The 14,146-nt window shown below is 62.9% G+C and carries 14 protein-coding genes; 4 read left to right on the plus strand and 10 right to left on the minus strand.

Features of this window, described 5'->3' with window-relative positions:
- Window positions 1-118: 118 nt before the first annotated feature.
- The 7 genes from lwrS to NMAG_RS05860 form a co-directional block, all read right to left on the minus strand.
- Window positions 119-517, minus strand: a complete 399-nt coding sequence (gene lwrS / locus NMAG_RS05830; RefSeq protein WP_004217108.1) for an LWR-salt protein — start codon at window positions 515-517, stop codon at window positions 119-121.
- A gap of 259 nt (window positions 518-776) precedes the next feature.
- Window positions 777-1,058 (minus strand): 4a-hydroxytetrahydrobiopterin dehydratase, encoded by a 282-nt coding sequence (locus NMAG_RS05835; RefSeq protein ID WP_006166884.1) that lies wholly within the window; start codon window positions 1,056-1,058, stop codon window positions 777-779.
- 264 nt (window positions 1,059-1,322) lie between these two features.
- Window positions 1,323-2,696 (minus strand): glutamyl-tRNA reductase, encoded by a 1,374-nt coding sequence (gene hemA / locus NMAG_RS05840; protein WP_004217111.1) that lies wholly within the window; start codon window positions 2,694-2,696, stop codon window positions 1,323-1,325.
- Entirely contained in the window at window positions 2,693-3,409 is a 717-nt protein-coding gene (locus NMAG_RS05845; protein WP_004217113.1) for a precorrin-2 dehydrogenase/sirohydrochlorin ferrochelatase family protein, read from the minus strand. The genes hemA and NMAG_RS05845 overlap by 4 nt, the downstream gene beginning before the upstream one ends.
- Window positions 3,410-3,435: 26 nt before the next feature.
- Complete coding sequence (ahbB, locus tag NMAG_RS05850; RefSeq protein ID WP_004217114.1) at window positions 3,436-4,527, minus strand: siroheme decarboxylase subunit beta; 1,092 nt, start codon at window positions 4,525-4,527, stop codon at window positions 3,436-3,438.
- Window positions 4,528-4,792: 265 nt separating this feature from the next.
- Window positions 4,793-5,347, minus strand: coding sequence for a hypothetical protein (locus tag NMAG_RS05855; RefSeq protein ID WP_004217115.1), 555 nt, complete (start codon window positions 5,345-5,347; stop codon window positions 4,793-4,795).
- A gap of 98 nt (window positions 5,348-5,445) precedes the next feature.
- Window positions 5,446-5,850 carry a DUF5778 family protein gene (locus NMAG_RS05860; protein ID WP_004217116.1) on the minus strand — a complete coding sequence of 135 codons (405 nt, stop codon included), beginning with the start codon at window positions 5,848-5,850 and terminating at the stop codon, window positions 5,446-5,448.
- Between the two features lie 167 nt (window positions 5,851-6,017).
- On the opposite strand from NMAG_RS05860, the gene uppS reads away from it, so the two are divergent.
- Window positions 6,018-6,995, plus strand: coding sequence for a polyprenyl diphosphate synthase (gene uppS, locus NMAG_RS05865; RefSeq protein WP_004217118.1), 978 nt, complete (start codon window positions 6,018-6,020; stop codon window positions 6,993-6,995).
- A 127-nt stretch (window positions 6,996-7,122) separates the two neighbouring features.
- A complete protein-coding gene (locus NMAG_RS05870) occupies window positions 7,123-7,494 on the plus strand; it encodes a DUF7344 domain-containing protein (protein WP_004217120.1) in 372 nt (123 codons plus the stop codon).
- Window positions 7,495-7,880: 386 nt separating this feature from the next.
- Here the strand turns inward: NMAG_RS05870 and NMAG_RS05875 are convergent, their stop codons facing one another.
- On the minus strand, window positions 7,881-8,486 hold the full coding sequence (locus tag NMAG_RS05875) for an undecaprenyl diphosphate synthase family protein (RefSeq protein WP_004217121.1): 606 nt from the start codon (window positions 8,484-8,486) through the stop codon (window positions 7,881-7,883).
- Window positions 8,487-8,648: 162 nt separating this feature from the next.
- Between NMAG_RS05875 and NMAG_RS05880 the strand changes: the two genes are divergently transcribed.
- Together NMAG_RS05880 and NMAG_RS05885 are read left to right on the plus strand one after the other, a co-directional pair.
- The gene (locus NMAG_RS05880) at window positions 8,649-9,992 is read left to right on the plus strand and encodes a DUF92 domain-containing protein (protein ID WP_004217122.1); all 1,344 of its coding nucleotides are present in this window, start codon (window positions 8,649-8,651) and stop codon (window positions 9,990-9,992) included.
- A gap of 166 nt (window positions 9,993-10,158) precedes the next feature.
- A complete protein-coding gene (locus tag NMAG_RS05885) occupies window positions 10,159-11,274 on the plus strand; it encodes a hypothetical protein (protein WP_004217123.1) in 1,116 nt (371 codons plus the stop codon).
- Between the two features lie 83 nt (window positions 11,275-11,357).
- Here the strand turns inward: NMAG_RS05885 and dnaG are convergent, their stop codons facing one another.
- Together dnaG and NMAG_RS05895 are read right to left on the minus strand one after the other, a co-directional pair.
- Entirely contained in the window at window positions 11,358-12,833 is a 1,476-nt protein-coding gene (gene dnaG, locus NMAG_RS05890) for a DNA primase DnaG (RefSeq protein WP_004217124.1), read from the minus strand.
- A gap of 200 nt (window positions 12,834-13,033) precedes the next feature.
- On the minus strand, window positions 13,034-14,026 hold the full coding sequence (locus tag NMAG_RS05895) for an ArsR/SmtB family transcription factor (protein ID WP_004217125.1): 993 nt from the start codon (window positions 14,024-14,026) through the stop codon (window positions 13,034-13,036).
- Between the last annotated feature and the right edge of the window lie 120 nt (window positions 14,027-14,146).

Genomic DNA, 14,146 nt, shown 5'->3' on the forward strand with positions numbered 1-14,146 from the left:
GTACCGATTCGCTGAACGATTTTGGCGGCTGACAGCTGGGAGTGGTGGCTGCTGTCGATGCGTTGGCGGGTTCACGTGCTCCGGCTACGCAGACGATCGGAGACGAAGAGACGGACCGTCACGCAGACGGCTCGTCGAGGTCCTCCTCGACGCGGATACTCGAACCGAGGTACTTCGAGAGCACTTCGGAGACGGTGTCGGCTTTGAACGCCGTCAGATCGTCCGCGATTTCCTCCTTGAGGGCGTCCATGTACGCCTCGTCGGCCTGCAGTTCGCTGAACGAGACGTCCTCGACGGGGAGGTCGAGCCAGTCTTCTGCGAGTCGGCGCGCGTGGGCCTCGTCTGCGATCTCGCCGCGCCAGAGCGTATCTCGGAAGAATCGCCAGCCGCCGGTTCCCGGTGCCGGTGCCTCGCGGGTGACGGTAACGGTGGTCGTCTCAGTCCCGGGTTCGAGCGAGATGCCGGGCTGAGAAGGTTGGAGTCGGACACGGACCCTGAAGACGTATTGTCCGTACATCGTACGTTTGCTGACGCGTTCCAGCTACTCAATGGTGGAGGTGGCGACTCACGGGTGGTGATGGCAGTGACAGTGGCAGTAGCAGTCGCGGTCACAGCTGACGACTGCACAGGCGAACCGACGACTAGTGCGTAGTGAGGCCCTCACAGGGCAGGATCGAAAAACTGCGAACCGGTGTGCGGGTACGGTATGGTACCCGGTATGCGGTGCGGTGTGCGGTGTGCGGTATGCTGTATGCGGTATGCAGTATACAGTCCGCCTATGCGTTGCGCTCGGACTCGATCAACTCTGCCATCTCCGTATCTGCATCCGTAATGCCGCCTTCCTCGTGGGAGGTCAGCCGAATCTCGACTTCCGAGTACCGAATCGTGATCTCGGGGTGGTGGAACTGCGATTCGGCGATCTCGCCGACCATCTGGGCGAAGTTGACGCCGCGAAGGTAGTCGTCGAACTCGTAGACGCGAACGATCTCGTCGCCGTCCCGGTCCCACTCGTCCGGAAGCTGTGCCTCGATTTCGTCGTCTGCCAAGAGATCAGCCATAGTCTTCCGAACGAAGCCCACTCAAATAATGATTGTGCCATGTCGGATTGCGTGACACATTCGGCACTCACTGTACGCCTTCAGTCCACCCAACCGTGAGAGAGTCCTGATAGCAGCAAATTTCGGCCTCGCCGTTGTGAGTGACCAGTTCCAGACCAGCGGTTGCTCGAGTGTCCAGTCGCTACCAGCCGGTTTCCAGTCAAGCAGGAGAACTCAGTCCGTAGTCCGCAGTCCGCATTTCGTAGTCCGTAGTCCACAGCCCGATCAGTCGTCGTCAGTCGCCTCGAACGCCGCCTCCGTGCGCTGTGCAGTCTGCGTTCGCTCCAGCAGCGACGGTCCATCCTCGTCACCGAAATCGGGGTCGAACAGCTGGAGGGCAGTATTGATCGTACTCCAGTCGTCCTCGGCCGCCGCCTCGCGCAAACTCCGCGTTGGTGGTGCGAGCAGCTGATTCACCAGCGCGTCGGCCATCGCCTCGACGACCTCGCGCTGGGCCGGCGTGAACGACTCGCCCTCGAGTTGGGACAGCGCCGTCTCGAGTTCCCGCTGTTTGATCTGGGCTGCGGATTCGTACATCGCGCCGATGACCTCGTCGGCACGAGCCCGTTTGTACTGGTCACAGAGCAGGTCGAACTCGCGGTCGATCATCGCCTCGACCTCGCGTGCGGCGTCGGCGCGCTGCTTGCGGGTCTCCTCGGTAATCGTCTCGAGGTCGTCTAAGTCGTAGACGGTGATGGCGTCGAGGGCATCTATCGTCGGGTCGACGTCGCGCGGTTGGCCGAGGTCGACGACGACGCGTTCGGAACTGGAAACCGTTGCGTCCTCACCGACCATGGCGTCCTCGCTGTCCGTCCCGACGAAGTGCCGTCGGCAGACTACCGGCTCGTCGCTGCCGGTCGCCGCCACGATCACGTCCGCTCTCGCTGCGAGGGTATCGAGGGACTCGAGTGGAACGGCACGCGTGTCGTCGTGGTCGACGTCCGAGATGAGGTGTTCGGCGCGCGAAACAGTTCGGTTCGAGACGACGAGTTCGTCGACGCCGGCGTCGGCGAGGCTGCGTGCGGCCAGTTGACCCATCTCGCCTGCACCGACGACGAGCGCGGTCGCGCCCTCGAGCGATACTGTCTGGCCGGCGAGTTGGGTCGCGGCCGAGCCGAGCGAGACGATGCCCTCGTTGATCTTGGTCTCGGTTCGGGCGCGCTCGCCGACGTGAATGGCCTTCGTGACGGCCGGCTCGAGCATGGTGCCGATGCCGCCGGCAGCGCGGGCGTCCTCGTAGGCCGTGCGAACCTGGCCGATGATCTGGTCCTCGCCGAGGACGACGGACTCGAGTCCGGTTGCGACGCGAAGCAGGTGTGTGAGGCTGTCGTCGTGGTCGGTGATGACGAGTGGGTCTTGGTCGTCGACAGCAGCGAAGAATTCAGAGAGTGCTGTGCGGCCAATGACGGGGTCGGAGGCAACGACGTAGGCTTCGACGCGGTTGCACGTCGAGAGCACGTAGGCCTCGTCGATGCCGGATGCCGAGCAGAGTTCTGCGACGGCAGCCTGCTGGCTGTCGGGACTCGCGGCTGCGAGATCGTCGACGGTGCCGCTCTCGTGTGTGACGCGGCCTGCGGTGACGACGCCCGCCGGAATCATCGCTGCTCACCCCTCGATAGATACTCCTCACCCAGCACGTCCTCGATCACTTGTCGAACATTCGGATCTCCAGCACGTAAAGCTGTCCAAACCGCCGGAGAATTGACGACGTCGGTGACGAGTTCGCGCCGGCGGGCCGGTGGCACCGCCTGTGATTTGAGTTCAGCGCGTAACTCGCCACAGAGTCTCGCCATTTCGCCCGCGCCGTCGAGGGTCTCCTCGAGTTCCTGTCGCAGGTACTTGCTCAGCGCGGGTGCAGTACCGCCGGTCGCGATGGAGACGACGACGGGGTCCTCGCGGACCGTCGCGGGGACGACGACGCTGCCTGGTTCGCGCTCGCCGGCCCGATCGGCTCGGTTGACGAGGACGCCACGCTCGCGGGCCGCGGTGACGATTGCGTCGTTGACCGCTTCGTCGTCGGTCGCGGCAACGACTAGCGCCGGCGTCGTGCGCTCGAGCCAGTCCGGAATTTCGTCAGGAGCGGGGGCGGCCCGACAGCGTGCTGCGTCGCCGAAGTCGGCGTCCGTGTTCGTGTTCGTGTTCGTGTTCGCGTCCGCGTCCGCGTCTCCGTCCTCGTTTGCGTCTACGAAGTCGGGGCTAACCACGATCACCTCGGCCTCTCGAGCGAATCGGCGGGCCTTCCGTGCGCCGACGGGACCGCCGCCGAAGATCAACACCGTCGCGTCGGTAAAGTCGTGGAGGAGTGGAATCATTGGGAGGTCTGTGAAACGGGGGTTGGTTACTCTGCCTCGGTCCGTGTGTTCGCGGCCGCGCGTTCGTCGAGTCTGATCCCGGTCTTCTTCAAAATCTGCGTCGAGAACAGCGAGTCCCAGTCTTCGTCCGTGACCTCCCAGTGGCGGCCCATGGTCTCACGGACCTGTTCGATCCGGCGCTCACTCTCTGCCTCGCTTCGGCCGTGGGTCATCGCGAAGAAGTTGTACGGCCAGACACCTTCGTGGCGCGGGCGCTCGTAGCAGTGCGTGACGAACGGCAGCGAGGCGACTTCGGGGCCGACCTCGGAGACGAGTTCGTCCGGCACGTTCCAGACTGTCATCCCGTTCTCCGTGTAGCCGAGTGCGTAGTGGTTCGGCACGACGCCAATGCGTCGGATCTTCCCCTCCTGCTCGAATCGCTTGACCGTTTCGAGCACCCACTCGAGTTCCTGTCCAATTGCGGCGGCTACGTCGGCGTAGGGTGTCTCGGTGAGCGGCAGGCCGTCCTGGATCTCGAGGACGAGGTCGCGTTCGGCGGGCGACAGCGTGGATTCGTCGCGTAGTTGGACGTCAGGTCCCAGTTCCGAGAGATCGATGCCGGCGTCCGTCTCGTCCTTGCTGGATCCATCGAGCGGGCCGTCCACGTAGAACTTTGCCTCGACGCGGAACTCCTGTTGCTTGGGCAAATTGTACGTCTCCTGGCCGGTTTCGTCCTCGATGGCGGCGAGCACCCCGGAGACTCGTTGCTCATCTGCCACGCTCACGACGAACCAGACGTTGAGATGCGGGTGCTCGCGCTCGTAGTTGTGCGCGACCTCGCGGTGGGCGTTGACCTGCTCGACGACCTCGTCGAACCGATCGTCGGGGGCGTGCATCGCGACAAGCGTCGCCGCACCGCCGATTTCCTGAGCGTTGACCAGCGGCCCGAACCGGGAGAGGACACCGCGCTCGTCCAGGTCGCGGATCGTCTCGAGCAGCTCCGTCTCGTCGATATCCACGCCGCCGTCGCGCATGGCGCTTGCAGCAGGTTCGAAGGGGCGTTCCACGACGGGGAAGCCACCCTGATAGGCGTTGACGACGGCCCGCTCGCGATCTGTGAGGTCGACGTCGGCGTTCATACGTAAAACTCACGACTGGCGGAGCATAAGCGACTCGGGGTTGGGCTGGTCGCCCACGAAGAATGACCGGGAAGAGACTCGACTGCGACAGCAATCTGTGACTCGAGTACAGCGGTCGACTCGAGGGACGGTCGTATGTGTTCCAGTGGGGAGTCGCCGTGTGGTGCACTCGAAGTCAGTTATACTGGGGTTGCATGGTGCACTCGAAGTCAGTTATACTGGGGTTGCAATTCGAAGCAGGTGGCGAGAACAGGGGTCGATGGCGCTACGTCACCGATCCCGTTTGCACTGCTTCGTCACCACGATTGTCACCACCACGGTTGGCGACCGTCGCGAGCGCCGCGCCAGCGCAGGCAATCAGCGCAGATTGAATCCCGAACCCGAGCGGGCGGCCAACAGCCAGCAACGTCGACGGGAAATCGACGGTAAACAGTTGCCCGACCGTCGCGAAGACCGACGAGTCACCGACGAAGAGTGTGGTACCAAAGACGACAACAACCGGCACCAGCGCACCGATGAGTGCCCCGAGGCCGACAGCTACTGCAAAGCGCCCGAACTGTCTGCTGGACTCGAGTGGGACACCGAACCGATAACCGAGAACGAACAGACCACCAATGCCGAGGAGAAAGGCGCTGGCGTCGACGACGCCATGATAGAGGACCATCGTTTCGGCCGTCGACCCGAGGCGGGGAAACCACTGCCAGTGTCCGTTGCCGAGTTGCATGGCTGCATAGCCGGGTGACAGCTGGAGGAGTGAGACGACGAGGCCAATGAGTGCGGCACCGATTGCTGCGATGAGTGTGTTCGTTCGGACGGACATATATCACTTATTGAATAGTAGGGACAAAAACATATGGGTGGAGTTGATGACCTGCGAACCGGTCGAGACAATTCGGCGACGAACGCCGGAACGAGGATTTAGTCGCCTTCGACGCCCGTCACGTCGAAGCCAAGCTCCTCGATATCCGCGAGGATAGCCTCGTGGTCGGCACTCGCCTCGTAGTAGATGACGATGTCGAAACTCCCGTTTCGAAGCAGTTGCTGGCACTCCCAGACGAACGCCTCGTCCTCGAGTGTGAGTCCCTGGTGCTGGTTCGAGGAAAAGTCCGTGTCGTCGTTGCCCGAGTAGACGTAGCAGTCTTTCGGGTCGTGGCCCGAGTGCTCCGCGATGATGTCGCCGGCGTCGATCGTCGCCTGCATCATCTGCACGTCCTCGCTCCCGTCGTACTCGGTGTGGATGATTGCACCATTGAGTTGGATCTCGCCCGGCTCGAGAAGTGCCTTGGTCCGCCGGTACAGATCGTCGTCGATCGCGTTACTCATTGGGCGAATCGAGAACGTGCGGACTGATAGCCGTCACGGTTCGACGGGGAGAACCCAACCGAAACGGGTCGTCCGTTCACGGACTCTGTGTGTTATACTACCGCATACTTTCACTGTCGGAGAATACCACACAAGACACATAGTCCCCGATGCCGTCTCATTGACTGATGAAGCGGTGGTTTCGTCGACGCGTCGATGCAGCGTACGAGCGGTTGCTCTCCCGCGAAATTGCCGGTGCCCCCACCCACGTCGCCGTCATTCAGGACGGCAACCGCCGATACGCCCGCCGGAACGGCGGCGACGCCCACGAGGGTCATCGCGCCGGAGCCCAGACGACCGAACAGGTACTCGAGTGGTGCCAGGATATCGGCGTCGAGGAACTGACGCTGTACACATTTTCCACGGAGAACTTCAATCGCCCTGAAGACGAGCGCGAGGCGCTGTACGAACTGCTCTGTGAGAAGTTGACCGAGTTCGCCGATGCCGACCGGGTGCACGACAACGAGGTCTGTATCCAGGCGATCGGTGAAATCGACCTGCTCCCTGAACACGTCCGGGACGCCGTCGCATATGCCGAGCGCCGCACACAGGAGTACGATCAGTTCGTACTCAACATCGCACTCGCCTATGGCGGTCGGTCACGACTGCTCGAAGCCGCTCGCGGCGTCGCAAGAGATGTCGACGCCGACAAAATCGACCCTGGCGAGATCGATGTCGGGACGATCGAACAACGGCTATACGATCAGCCGGTTCGAGATGTCGATCTGATTATTCGTCCCGGCGGCGAGGAACGGACATCGAACTTCCTGCCCTGGCACGCGAACGGCAACGAGGCGGCCGTATTCTTCTGTACGCCCTACTGGCCGGAGTTCTCGAAGGCCGACTTCCTGCGCGGGATTCGAACCTACGAACACCGCAAGGAATCCTGGCGGCGCACGCGCGCCCGCCGCGCACTCGCTCTACTCGGTGCAGTCAGCGAGCCGGAATTGACGGAGGCACAGTCCATCGTCAATCGGTTCCGTGACTCGCTCCCCGTCGGCGAACGACCACCCGGTGCCGACCGAGAACTGACCGGCGTCGCCGATGCCGGTGAGACGACATCGAACGACGACGGACTCGACTCGAGTAGCCGGGCGGCCGACTGAGTCGGCAGCCAGGTTCCTGCCGGTCGTCCGACGGGCGACACACCCGATACACGGTCAGGCTCCGCCACAGACGTGTTAGCCATATTACCAGAAGTGTTTTATTAATAAGTATGACAATAGTACCTGAATGTCGTCACACACCGCTCCCGTCGACGTCGAACGATTCGTACGGTTGACGGACGTCCCACTCGACGACGTGTACGCGCTTCTCGCGAACGCCCGACTGCGCGTCACGCTCCACGTCCTCTCCGCGTGTGAAGGGCCCGTTTCGGTTGACTGGATTACCGAAGTCACCAGTCAGTGGGATGACGACCCCCGCGAGACGGTCAAAACAGAACTCGTCCACAACGTCTTGCCGAAACTCGACGACTACCAGATACTCGAGTACGATGCGCGGTCGGGCATCGTCCGGATGGACGATCCGGTGGTCGCGTTCGAACATCCACAGTCTGAGTCGCTGTTAGTATCGGTCACCGACGAGGGCGAGTCGTTCGCCTGAACCGGGGCGGAAAGTGAGCGTGGAAGCGTGAGAGTGAGAGGGTGGGATGTGAGAGTGTGGGATGTGAGAGGGTGGGATGTGAGAGTGTGGGATGTGAGAGGGTGGGATGTGAGAGTGTGGGATGTGAGAGGGTGGGATGTGAGAGTGTGGGATGTGAGAGGGTGGGATGTGAGAGTGTGGGATGTGAGAGGGTGGGATGTGAGAGTGTGGGATGTGAGAGGGTGGGATGTGAGAGTGTGGGATGTGAGAGTGTGGGATGTGAGAGTGTGGGATGTGAGAGTGTGAGAGTGGGAATGGGAATGAGAATCAGAATGAGAGAGGAGGTGCAGGCCGCGGGAGGCAGGAGTCGGGTAGCGGAGTCGGGCAACAGGAGAAACGACAAACGCCTAGCGCCCAAACCGACGCGAGCGATTACAGTACTCTCTGACAGCGCGCAGGAAGTCTCGTTTGCGGAAATCGCGCCAGTTGACGTCGGTAAAATACAGCTCCGAGTAGACGGACTGCCAGATCATGAAATCCGAGAGGCGCTCTGCACCGGTCTTGATGACGAGGTCAGGCTCCGAGGGGAACACCAGATGATCCTCGACACGGTCGTCGTCGATGTCGTCCGGCTCGAGAGCGCCCGCTTCGACGCCCTCCGCAAGTGTTCGGACCGCGCTCGTGAACTCGTGTTTCCCGCCGAGGCCGATTCCGATCTGGATCGGTGCGTCCGCTGGATCACGGTCGTCCGGTCCGCGGACGGCAACGTCACGAGGAGCTTCGATCGTCTCGAGTTCGCGTCGCAGCGCGGGGACCGCGGCGGCGTCGAGGACGCTGACGTAGACGGTGACGCGCTCGGCGTACTCGAACGCCCAGTCGAAGAACTCGATGAGCGTCTCGTAGGCACCGCGTTCGAGGAGGTCCCGTTCGGTGATGACGAGTGCGATATGCTCGGGGAGGGCGGCATCGTCCCGGCTGATTCGACGAGCCAGGTAGCGTTCGTACAGTCCCACAGGTCGGCTTCCGCGTCCGATAGTATACAGGTTACGGGTCGTTCTCAGCGTCTGCACAGGCCCAGTCTGGGGATCGGCGCGGACAGGACCTGTCACCCGTGAAACGAGGCGGCGGCGTGTTCGGGAACCTTCAAGTAACCGCCACAGAAAGACACCGATATCGTGACATCACCCGTTCGGCGAGCCAGCGTCTTCGCGGCGCTGAGTACGCTGTCGCTCGCCGTGCCGCTCGCTGGGCTCGAGGTCGCGACCGCTCTCGCAGCGGCGGTCTTACTCGGCGCGTTCCTCGTCACGGATGGGCCGCTCTTCGAGCTGGTCGCCTACCCCGGTGACTACGAGGACCGCCGCCTCTACGGCCTCATTACGTTCGTTCTCGCAGCCGTCGCCCTCGGACTCGTTGCCGTCAATTCCTCGATGACACTCGCCGTCTTCGTCGGCACCGTCCTCCTCGTCGGCTACGGCAACCTCGCAGAACGGCTCGTCCGCGCCCGCTCCGACAGCGACGTGCTCGCCGTCACTGCGTTCTGTCTCGTCGCGACCGTCGCCGCAGCCCTCGGACAACTCGTGACGCTGGCCGCAGCGGCAGGCGAAGCGGCGACCGTACTCGAGTCCGCCCTGCCGAGCGTGCTCTTTCTCGCAGCCAGCGGTGCGCTTCTCGCGGCACTCTTGCGTGACGTGTTCCTGATCTACGACGATCCGGTCGTCATGCTCTCGGTCGGCTTCCTGCTCTGGCTGCTCACGGAACTCGATCCCGGACTTGGCACCGTCGACATCATCGTCGCACTCGCGATCACCGCCCTGTTGGGATACGTGTCGTACGCACTCGAGACAGCCTCCATCGCGGGTATGATCACCGGCGTCCTTCTCGGGTTGCTCACCATCGTCCTCGGCGGCTACGCCTGGTTTGCCGTCCTCATCGCCTTCTTCGGTGTCGGCGGCCTCTCGACGAAGTTCCGTTACGGCCGCAAGGAGGAACTCGGTGTCGCCGAGGACAACAACGGTGCCCGCGGCAGCGGGAACGTCCTCGGTAACGCCGCCGTCGCCATCGCGGCTGTCCTCGGCTACGCCGCGAGTTCGGCCGACCTGTTGCCGGTCACCGTCGATCTCTTCCTGTTCGCCTTTGCCGGCTCCGTCGCGACTGCCATGAGCGACACCCTCTCGAGTGAGGTCGGAAGCGTCTTCGAAACGCCGCGGTTGATCACCACGCTCGAGCCGGTCGAGCCGGGAACAGACGGCGGCATCACCTGGCAGGGTGAGGTGGCTGGCCTCACCGGTGCGGCCATCGTCGGCGGGCTGAGCTACCTGCTCTTTCCGGCTGTCGGAGCCGTCGGCGCAGCGATTATCGTCGCGGCCGGCTTCGTCGGGATGACCGTCGACAGTCTCCTCGGCGCGACACTCGAGGGAACGCTGCTCGGCAATCAAGGTGTTAACTTCCTCGCGACGCTCTCCGGTGCAATCGTCTGTGCGGTGTTGTTGATGCTATTCTCGACTGCTGTGCTCGGCTGATCGTCGCTGAGGCCGTGTTCGACTACGCACAACCGCAGGTGACAGTGCGGAGTGTCGGATTGTAGAGTTCGCGATGCGGAGTGCGGAGGACAGAATACGGAGTACGGATTTTCTCACTCAGAAGCTACCCTGCGCAGTTCAAGTACCGAGCGTGTGGACCGCCAGTATGGGATCGAGACGTGCGTTCGTGCGGACCGCAGCGGCACTCGTCGGCGGACTGCCATTGGTCGGCAGTGTCGGCGCTGTAGACACCGGATCGGCCATAACCAGCGGAGTGCCCGGTGATGTTGATACCACCACTGCCGCCAACGCCTCCGACACCACCAACACTTCCGACACACCCACCCAACGAACAGCGACCGCCAACCGCCTCCCCACGAACATCACGACACTCACCGGCAGCGCAAACCGAACCGCACTACGGGCCGCCAGACTCCCCGCCGGTCTCGCACCGCTCGTCTCCGCGTTCGAGCAGCGATTCGACAGCGTCTCGCTCGATGCACTCGAGTCCGCGACCGGCACGGCCGCCGTCGCAGGGGCCACCCCGATCGCAGGGTCGGCGACCATCACAGGGTCCGTTTCAACGCGCGCGCTTCGACGTGACCTCTCTCGGAACGGCTTTACCGAACTCGAGTCCCAACGCGATGGGCAATCACAGGAAGCCTCGGCTGCACGGTTCATCGCCGACGAACGCGCCGTTGCCGTCGCACTCACGGAGTCCGCAGTCGTTCTCGGCTACGATTCGCGAGTCGATACAGACGCCTCACCGGCGAGTGCACCGGCGCTCGCACACGTCGACGCGACACTCGAGCAGTCGACCCGCTCACCGTCCGGCGGGACGCTCCCTGCTGGGACGGCGGCTCACAAACTCTCGCGGAAACTGCCGGGTGATGCAACCGGCGCTGTTGCACTCGACTCGAGTACCAGAGCCCTGCTGACGGGTGCGGTAGCTGACGCCGACGACGCTGTTTCGACTGTCGTCGACGCAGCGGCGGCGCTCGGGGCAGCAGCGCGCGTTCGATCTGCGGCGGAGACGACGCTGACCTACGGTGTCGTCGCACCACCCTCGCGGCTGTCGACCGAAACGGTCGAATCAGCGCTGTCTGTCGACGATCCATCGAGCGGAACGGATGCACCAGCACTCCGAGACGTCAGCGTCGACCGAGATGGCCGATTCGTCCTGGCAACAGCCACTGTCGATACTGAGGCACTCGTCGCTGCACACGCCCGTGCGTTCGAGATCGATGCCGACCGCGACGAGTTGCTACAGGCGCTCCGATAGCGGCGGAGAATACGTTCGACCAGTCCGCAGGCGCGCCATATGGGCGCGCCACATCTGTCGTCGTCTGCTGACGGTCACGTAACTTAGCTCGGTGGCTCGCTTGCCACATCCTCGATCGCGTGGATCTGCACACCCGACGGTCGCTTGGTGAACTGCCCGAGCGACCGCGCAATGATTCGTTCGACACCGCGGTCGGCCGCCAGATCGAGAATTTGCTGGCTGAGAATTCCATCGAGGATGATCGTCGTCGGCGTCGTCTCGAGTGCTTCGAGCTCGTCAAAGACATCACTCGCCGACGTTTCCTCGAGTACGTCGTTGTCGCCGTCGAGGAATCGGGCGCGGTCTGTGTCCGCGCGGATGATCGCAGTCGCGTGCTCGTAGACTGTGTCGAGGTCGTTCGGATCCGACTCGGCGTCCGGCGCTGATTCGGGCTGTTGGTTGCGTTGTCGTTGCCGTTGTCGGTGTTGCCGTTGTCCTTGTTGTCGGTGTTGACCATCTGCCCCGGAGTGATCTGCGTCTCCCCTCGGTGTCGTTGCATCCGCGGTCTCTGCTGTAGCCGTCGCAGAATCGGGCGAATCCACGTTTGCACTCGCACGTTCAGTCTGGTCGGTCGCTCCAGCAGCCTCTGCAGACTCTGACTCGGCCGATTCGATCTGCGTTCCGCTGCGGGCGAGGCCGGTCTTGGCGTCCGTTCGGGACGGTGCCGGACTCGAGCTACCGTCTGTCGCGGCGACGGCCTCCCGCGGCTCGTTCAGCCCGGAGACAGTGTCGTAGGGGACCTTGTTCCGAAGCGACGCGAACAGCTGGTGGTGGTCGAGTTCCTCGACCGAGGTTCCGGACGGAGCGAACGCGACGTAGTCGATATCGCCGACCTGAGAGAGTTCTTCGAGAATGAGATCACCACCCCGGTCACCGTCGAGAAAGGCCGTGACGGTCCGGTGGTTCGTGAGTTCGGCGACGGCGTCGGGGACGTTCGTCCCCTCGACGGCGATGGCATTTTTCACGCCGTACTTGAGCAGCGTCAGTACGTCTGAACGTCCCTCGACGACGATGATGGCGTCGCTGTCTGTGACGCGCGGGCCGGCCGGCAACCCTTCGTACTCGGTGATATCCTCGACGCGGACGTGCTGGCGGACCTCCGCGAGAATCTCCTCGGAGGACATGACGGAATCGTCAAAGCCAGTCCGCAGGAGTTCCTTCGCACGGTCGACGACTTCCTTTCGCTTGGCCGCTCGAACGTCTTCGATTTCGCGGACCTCGAGTGTCGCGCGACATGGGCCGACGCGAGAGATGGTTTCGAGGGAGGCGGCGAGCGTCGCTGTTTCGACCTTGTCCAGGCTGGTCGCGATGGTGACGCTGCCGTGGGACTGGCCCTGTGTGCTTGCGATTTCGACGTCAATGCGTCCGACTTTTTGTGACTGACGGAGATCGCGCAGATCGAGTTCGTCGCCGAGGAGGCCTTCGGTCTGGCCGAAGATCGCACCGACGACGTCGCTGCGCTCGACGACCCCGTCAGCCGTGACGTCCGCGTGAATGAGGTATTTCGAGGTGTCTTCCATGGGAGATCTGCCCCAGACGGGGCGCGGTGACGCGAGAGTCGCGTGCAGAGACCGGGTTAGTGAAGATTTGGGTCGTGAACGGCAAATAGCTGTTGACATTCGGGGCCGTTGTGGGGTTCGGAGACTGAACGAGTGGCCACGGTGCTGTCTGTCACTGTCAGTGGAGCCGAGAGCAGACAAACCCAATCAGTTGCCGAGCGTTACCGCATCGGCTGGTAGGCTCGCCAGTACCAGTAGGCCGAGACGCCGAAGAGGACGACCAGGCCACCGAGGAAGAAGAGCAGCCCTGGTGGAACCGTCGCGAGGATGGGGTCTGCTACCTCTGTAACGCCGTCCGTTACGTTTTCGAAACCACCGTCGCCGCCGTCCGTCCGGTATTCCGTATCAAACGAGTCGATGTCGTCGGCTTCGGTATCGGCCTCGTCTTCGGCGGTTGCGTCTTCGGCGGTTGCGTCGTCGGCTTCTACATCGTCTGCATCGTCGACATCGTCAGCAGCGCTTGTGTCGTCTGCATCCACCTCCTCGTCCGCTTCGGCGGCTCCGAACCCGTCTCCGTCTTCGTCTCCGTTTCCGTCGTCCGCTACATCGTCGCTCTCGTCATCTGCAGTCGTTTCGTCTCCCTCGCCCCCGTCATCTCCGTCGGCTGCTGTGCCATCCTGCTGTGTCCCGTCGTCCGTCCGTGCGTCTCCATCATCTGCTGGCGCCGCCTCGTCGGCTGGCGCTCCTGCGCCCCAGGCCTCTGCGCTATCAGGGCCAATCCACTGTGTCAGTCCGTACTGCACGAGCAGACTCCCGCCGGCGAGCGCGCCGATACCTCCGATGAGTCGGGAGAGAGCCGTCTTGAGCTGTGAGCCTGCCGACTCGTCGCTGGTTACGATTAGCGGACCATCGGTCGTCGCGTAGACACTCATCTCGTTGCCACGCGAGGAGTACCAGGTGTCGACCACCTCGACTAGGCCAGCCTCTTCGAGGTTCTCCAGGTGGTAGCGGACGTTCTGAATCGAGGAATCGATGGCGTCCGCGATGTCGCTCGGGGTACCGGGATCGTCGTCGAGACAGGAGTAGATCTGTCGGGCTGTCGTCGAGGAGAGCGCGCTGAAAACGGCGTCGGCGTCCTCACCTTCGAGGTCGACGACACGGGGTTGCCCGTCCTGGGCGGAGGTCTCGGACCGGAGGGGGAACAGACGGGCCATATCGCTATAGTATCCATTCTCTGGCCGACACATATACTCCTTTTCCTACGTGAAAGAGCCGTTTTAGCTAGTAGAAATCGCACGACTGCACCGCCTTCAGTAGTTGAAGAACAACAGTCT

Origin of the sequence: Natrialba magadii ATCC 43099 (genome assembly GCF_000025625.1) — an archaeon.
GTDB lineage: Archaea > Halobacteriota > Halobacteria > Halobacteriales > Natrialbaceae > Natrialba > Natrialba magadii.

Excerpts from the sequence above, each read along its gene's own strand:
- lwrS (WP_004217108.1), bottom strand. The coding sequence starts at position 517 with ATGTACGGACAATACGTCTTCAGGGTCCGTGTCCGACTCCAACCTTCT.
- NMAG_RS05835 (WP_006166884.1), bottom strand. The coding sequence starts at position 1,058 with ATGGCTGATCTCTTGGCAGACGACGAAATCGAGGCACAGCTTCCGGAC.
- hemA (WP_004217111.1), bottom strand. The coding sequence starts at position 2,696 with ATGATTCCGGCGGGCGTCGTCACCGCAGGCCGCGTCACACACGAGAGC.
- NMAG_RS05845 (WP_004217113.1), bottom strand. The coding sequence starts at position 3,409 with ATGATTCCACTCCTCCACGACTTTACCGACGCGACGGTGTTGATCTTC.
- ahbB (WP_004217114.1), bottom strand. The coding sequence starts at position 4,527 with ATGAACGCCGACGTCGACCTCACAGATCGCGAGCGGGCCGTCGTCAAC.
- NMAG_RS05855 (WP_004217115.1), bottom strand. The coding sequence starts at position 5,347 with ATGTCCGTCCGAACGAACACACTCATCGCAGCAATCGGTGCCGCACTC.
- NMAG_RS05860 (WP_004217116.1), bottom strand. The coding sequence starts at position 5,850 with ATGAGTAACGCGATCGACGACGATCTGTACCGGCGGACCAAGGCACTT.
- uppS (WP_004217118.1), top strand. The coding sequence starts at position 6,018 with ATGAAGCGGTGGTTTCGTCGACGCGTCGATGCAGCGTACGAGCGGTTG.
- NMAG_RS05870 (WP_004217120.1), top strand. The coding sequence starts at position 7,123 with ATGTCGTCACACACCGCTCCCGTCGACGTCGAACGATTCGTACGGTTG.
- NMAG_RS05885 (WP_004217123.1), top strand. The coding sequence starts at position 10,159 with ATGGGATCGAGACGTGCGTTCGTGCGGACCGCAGCGGCACTCGTCGGC.
- dnaG (WP_004217124.1), bottom strand. The coding sequence starts at position 12,833 with ATGGAAGACACCTCGAAATACCTCATTCACGCGGACGTCACGGCTGAC.
- NMAG_RS05895 (WP_004217125.1), bottom strand. The coding sequence starts at position 14,026 with ATGGCCCGTCTGTTCCCCCTCCGGTCCGAGACCTCCGCCCAGGACGGG.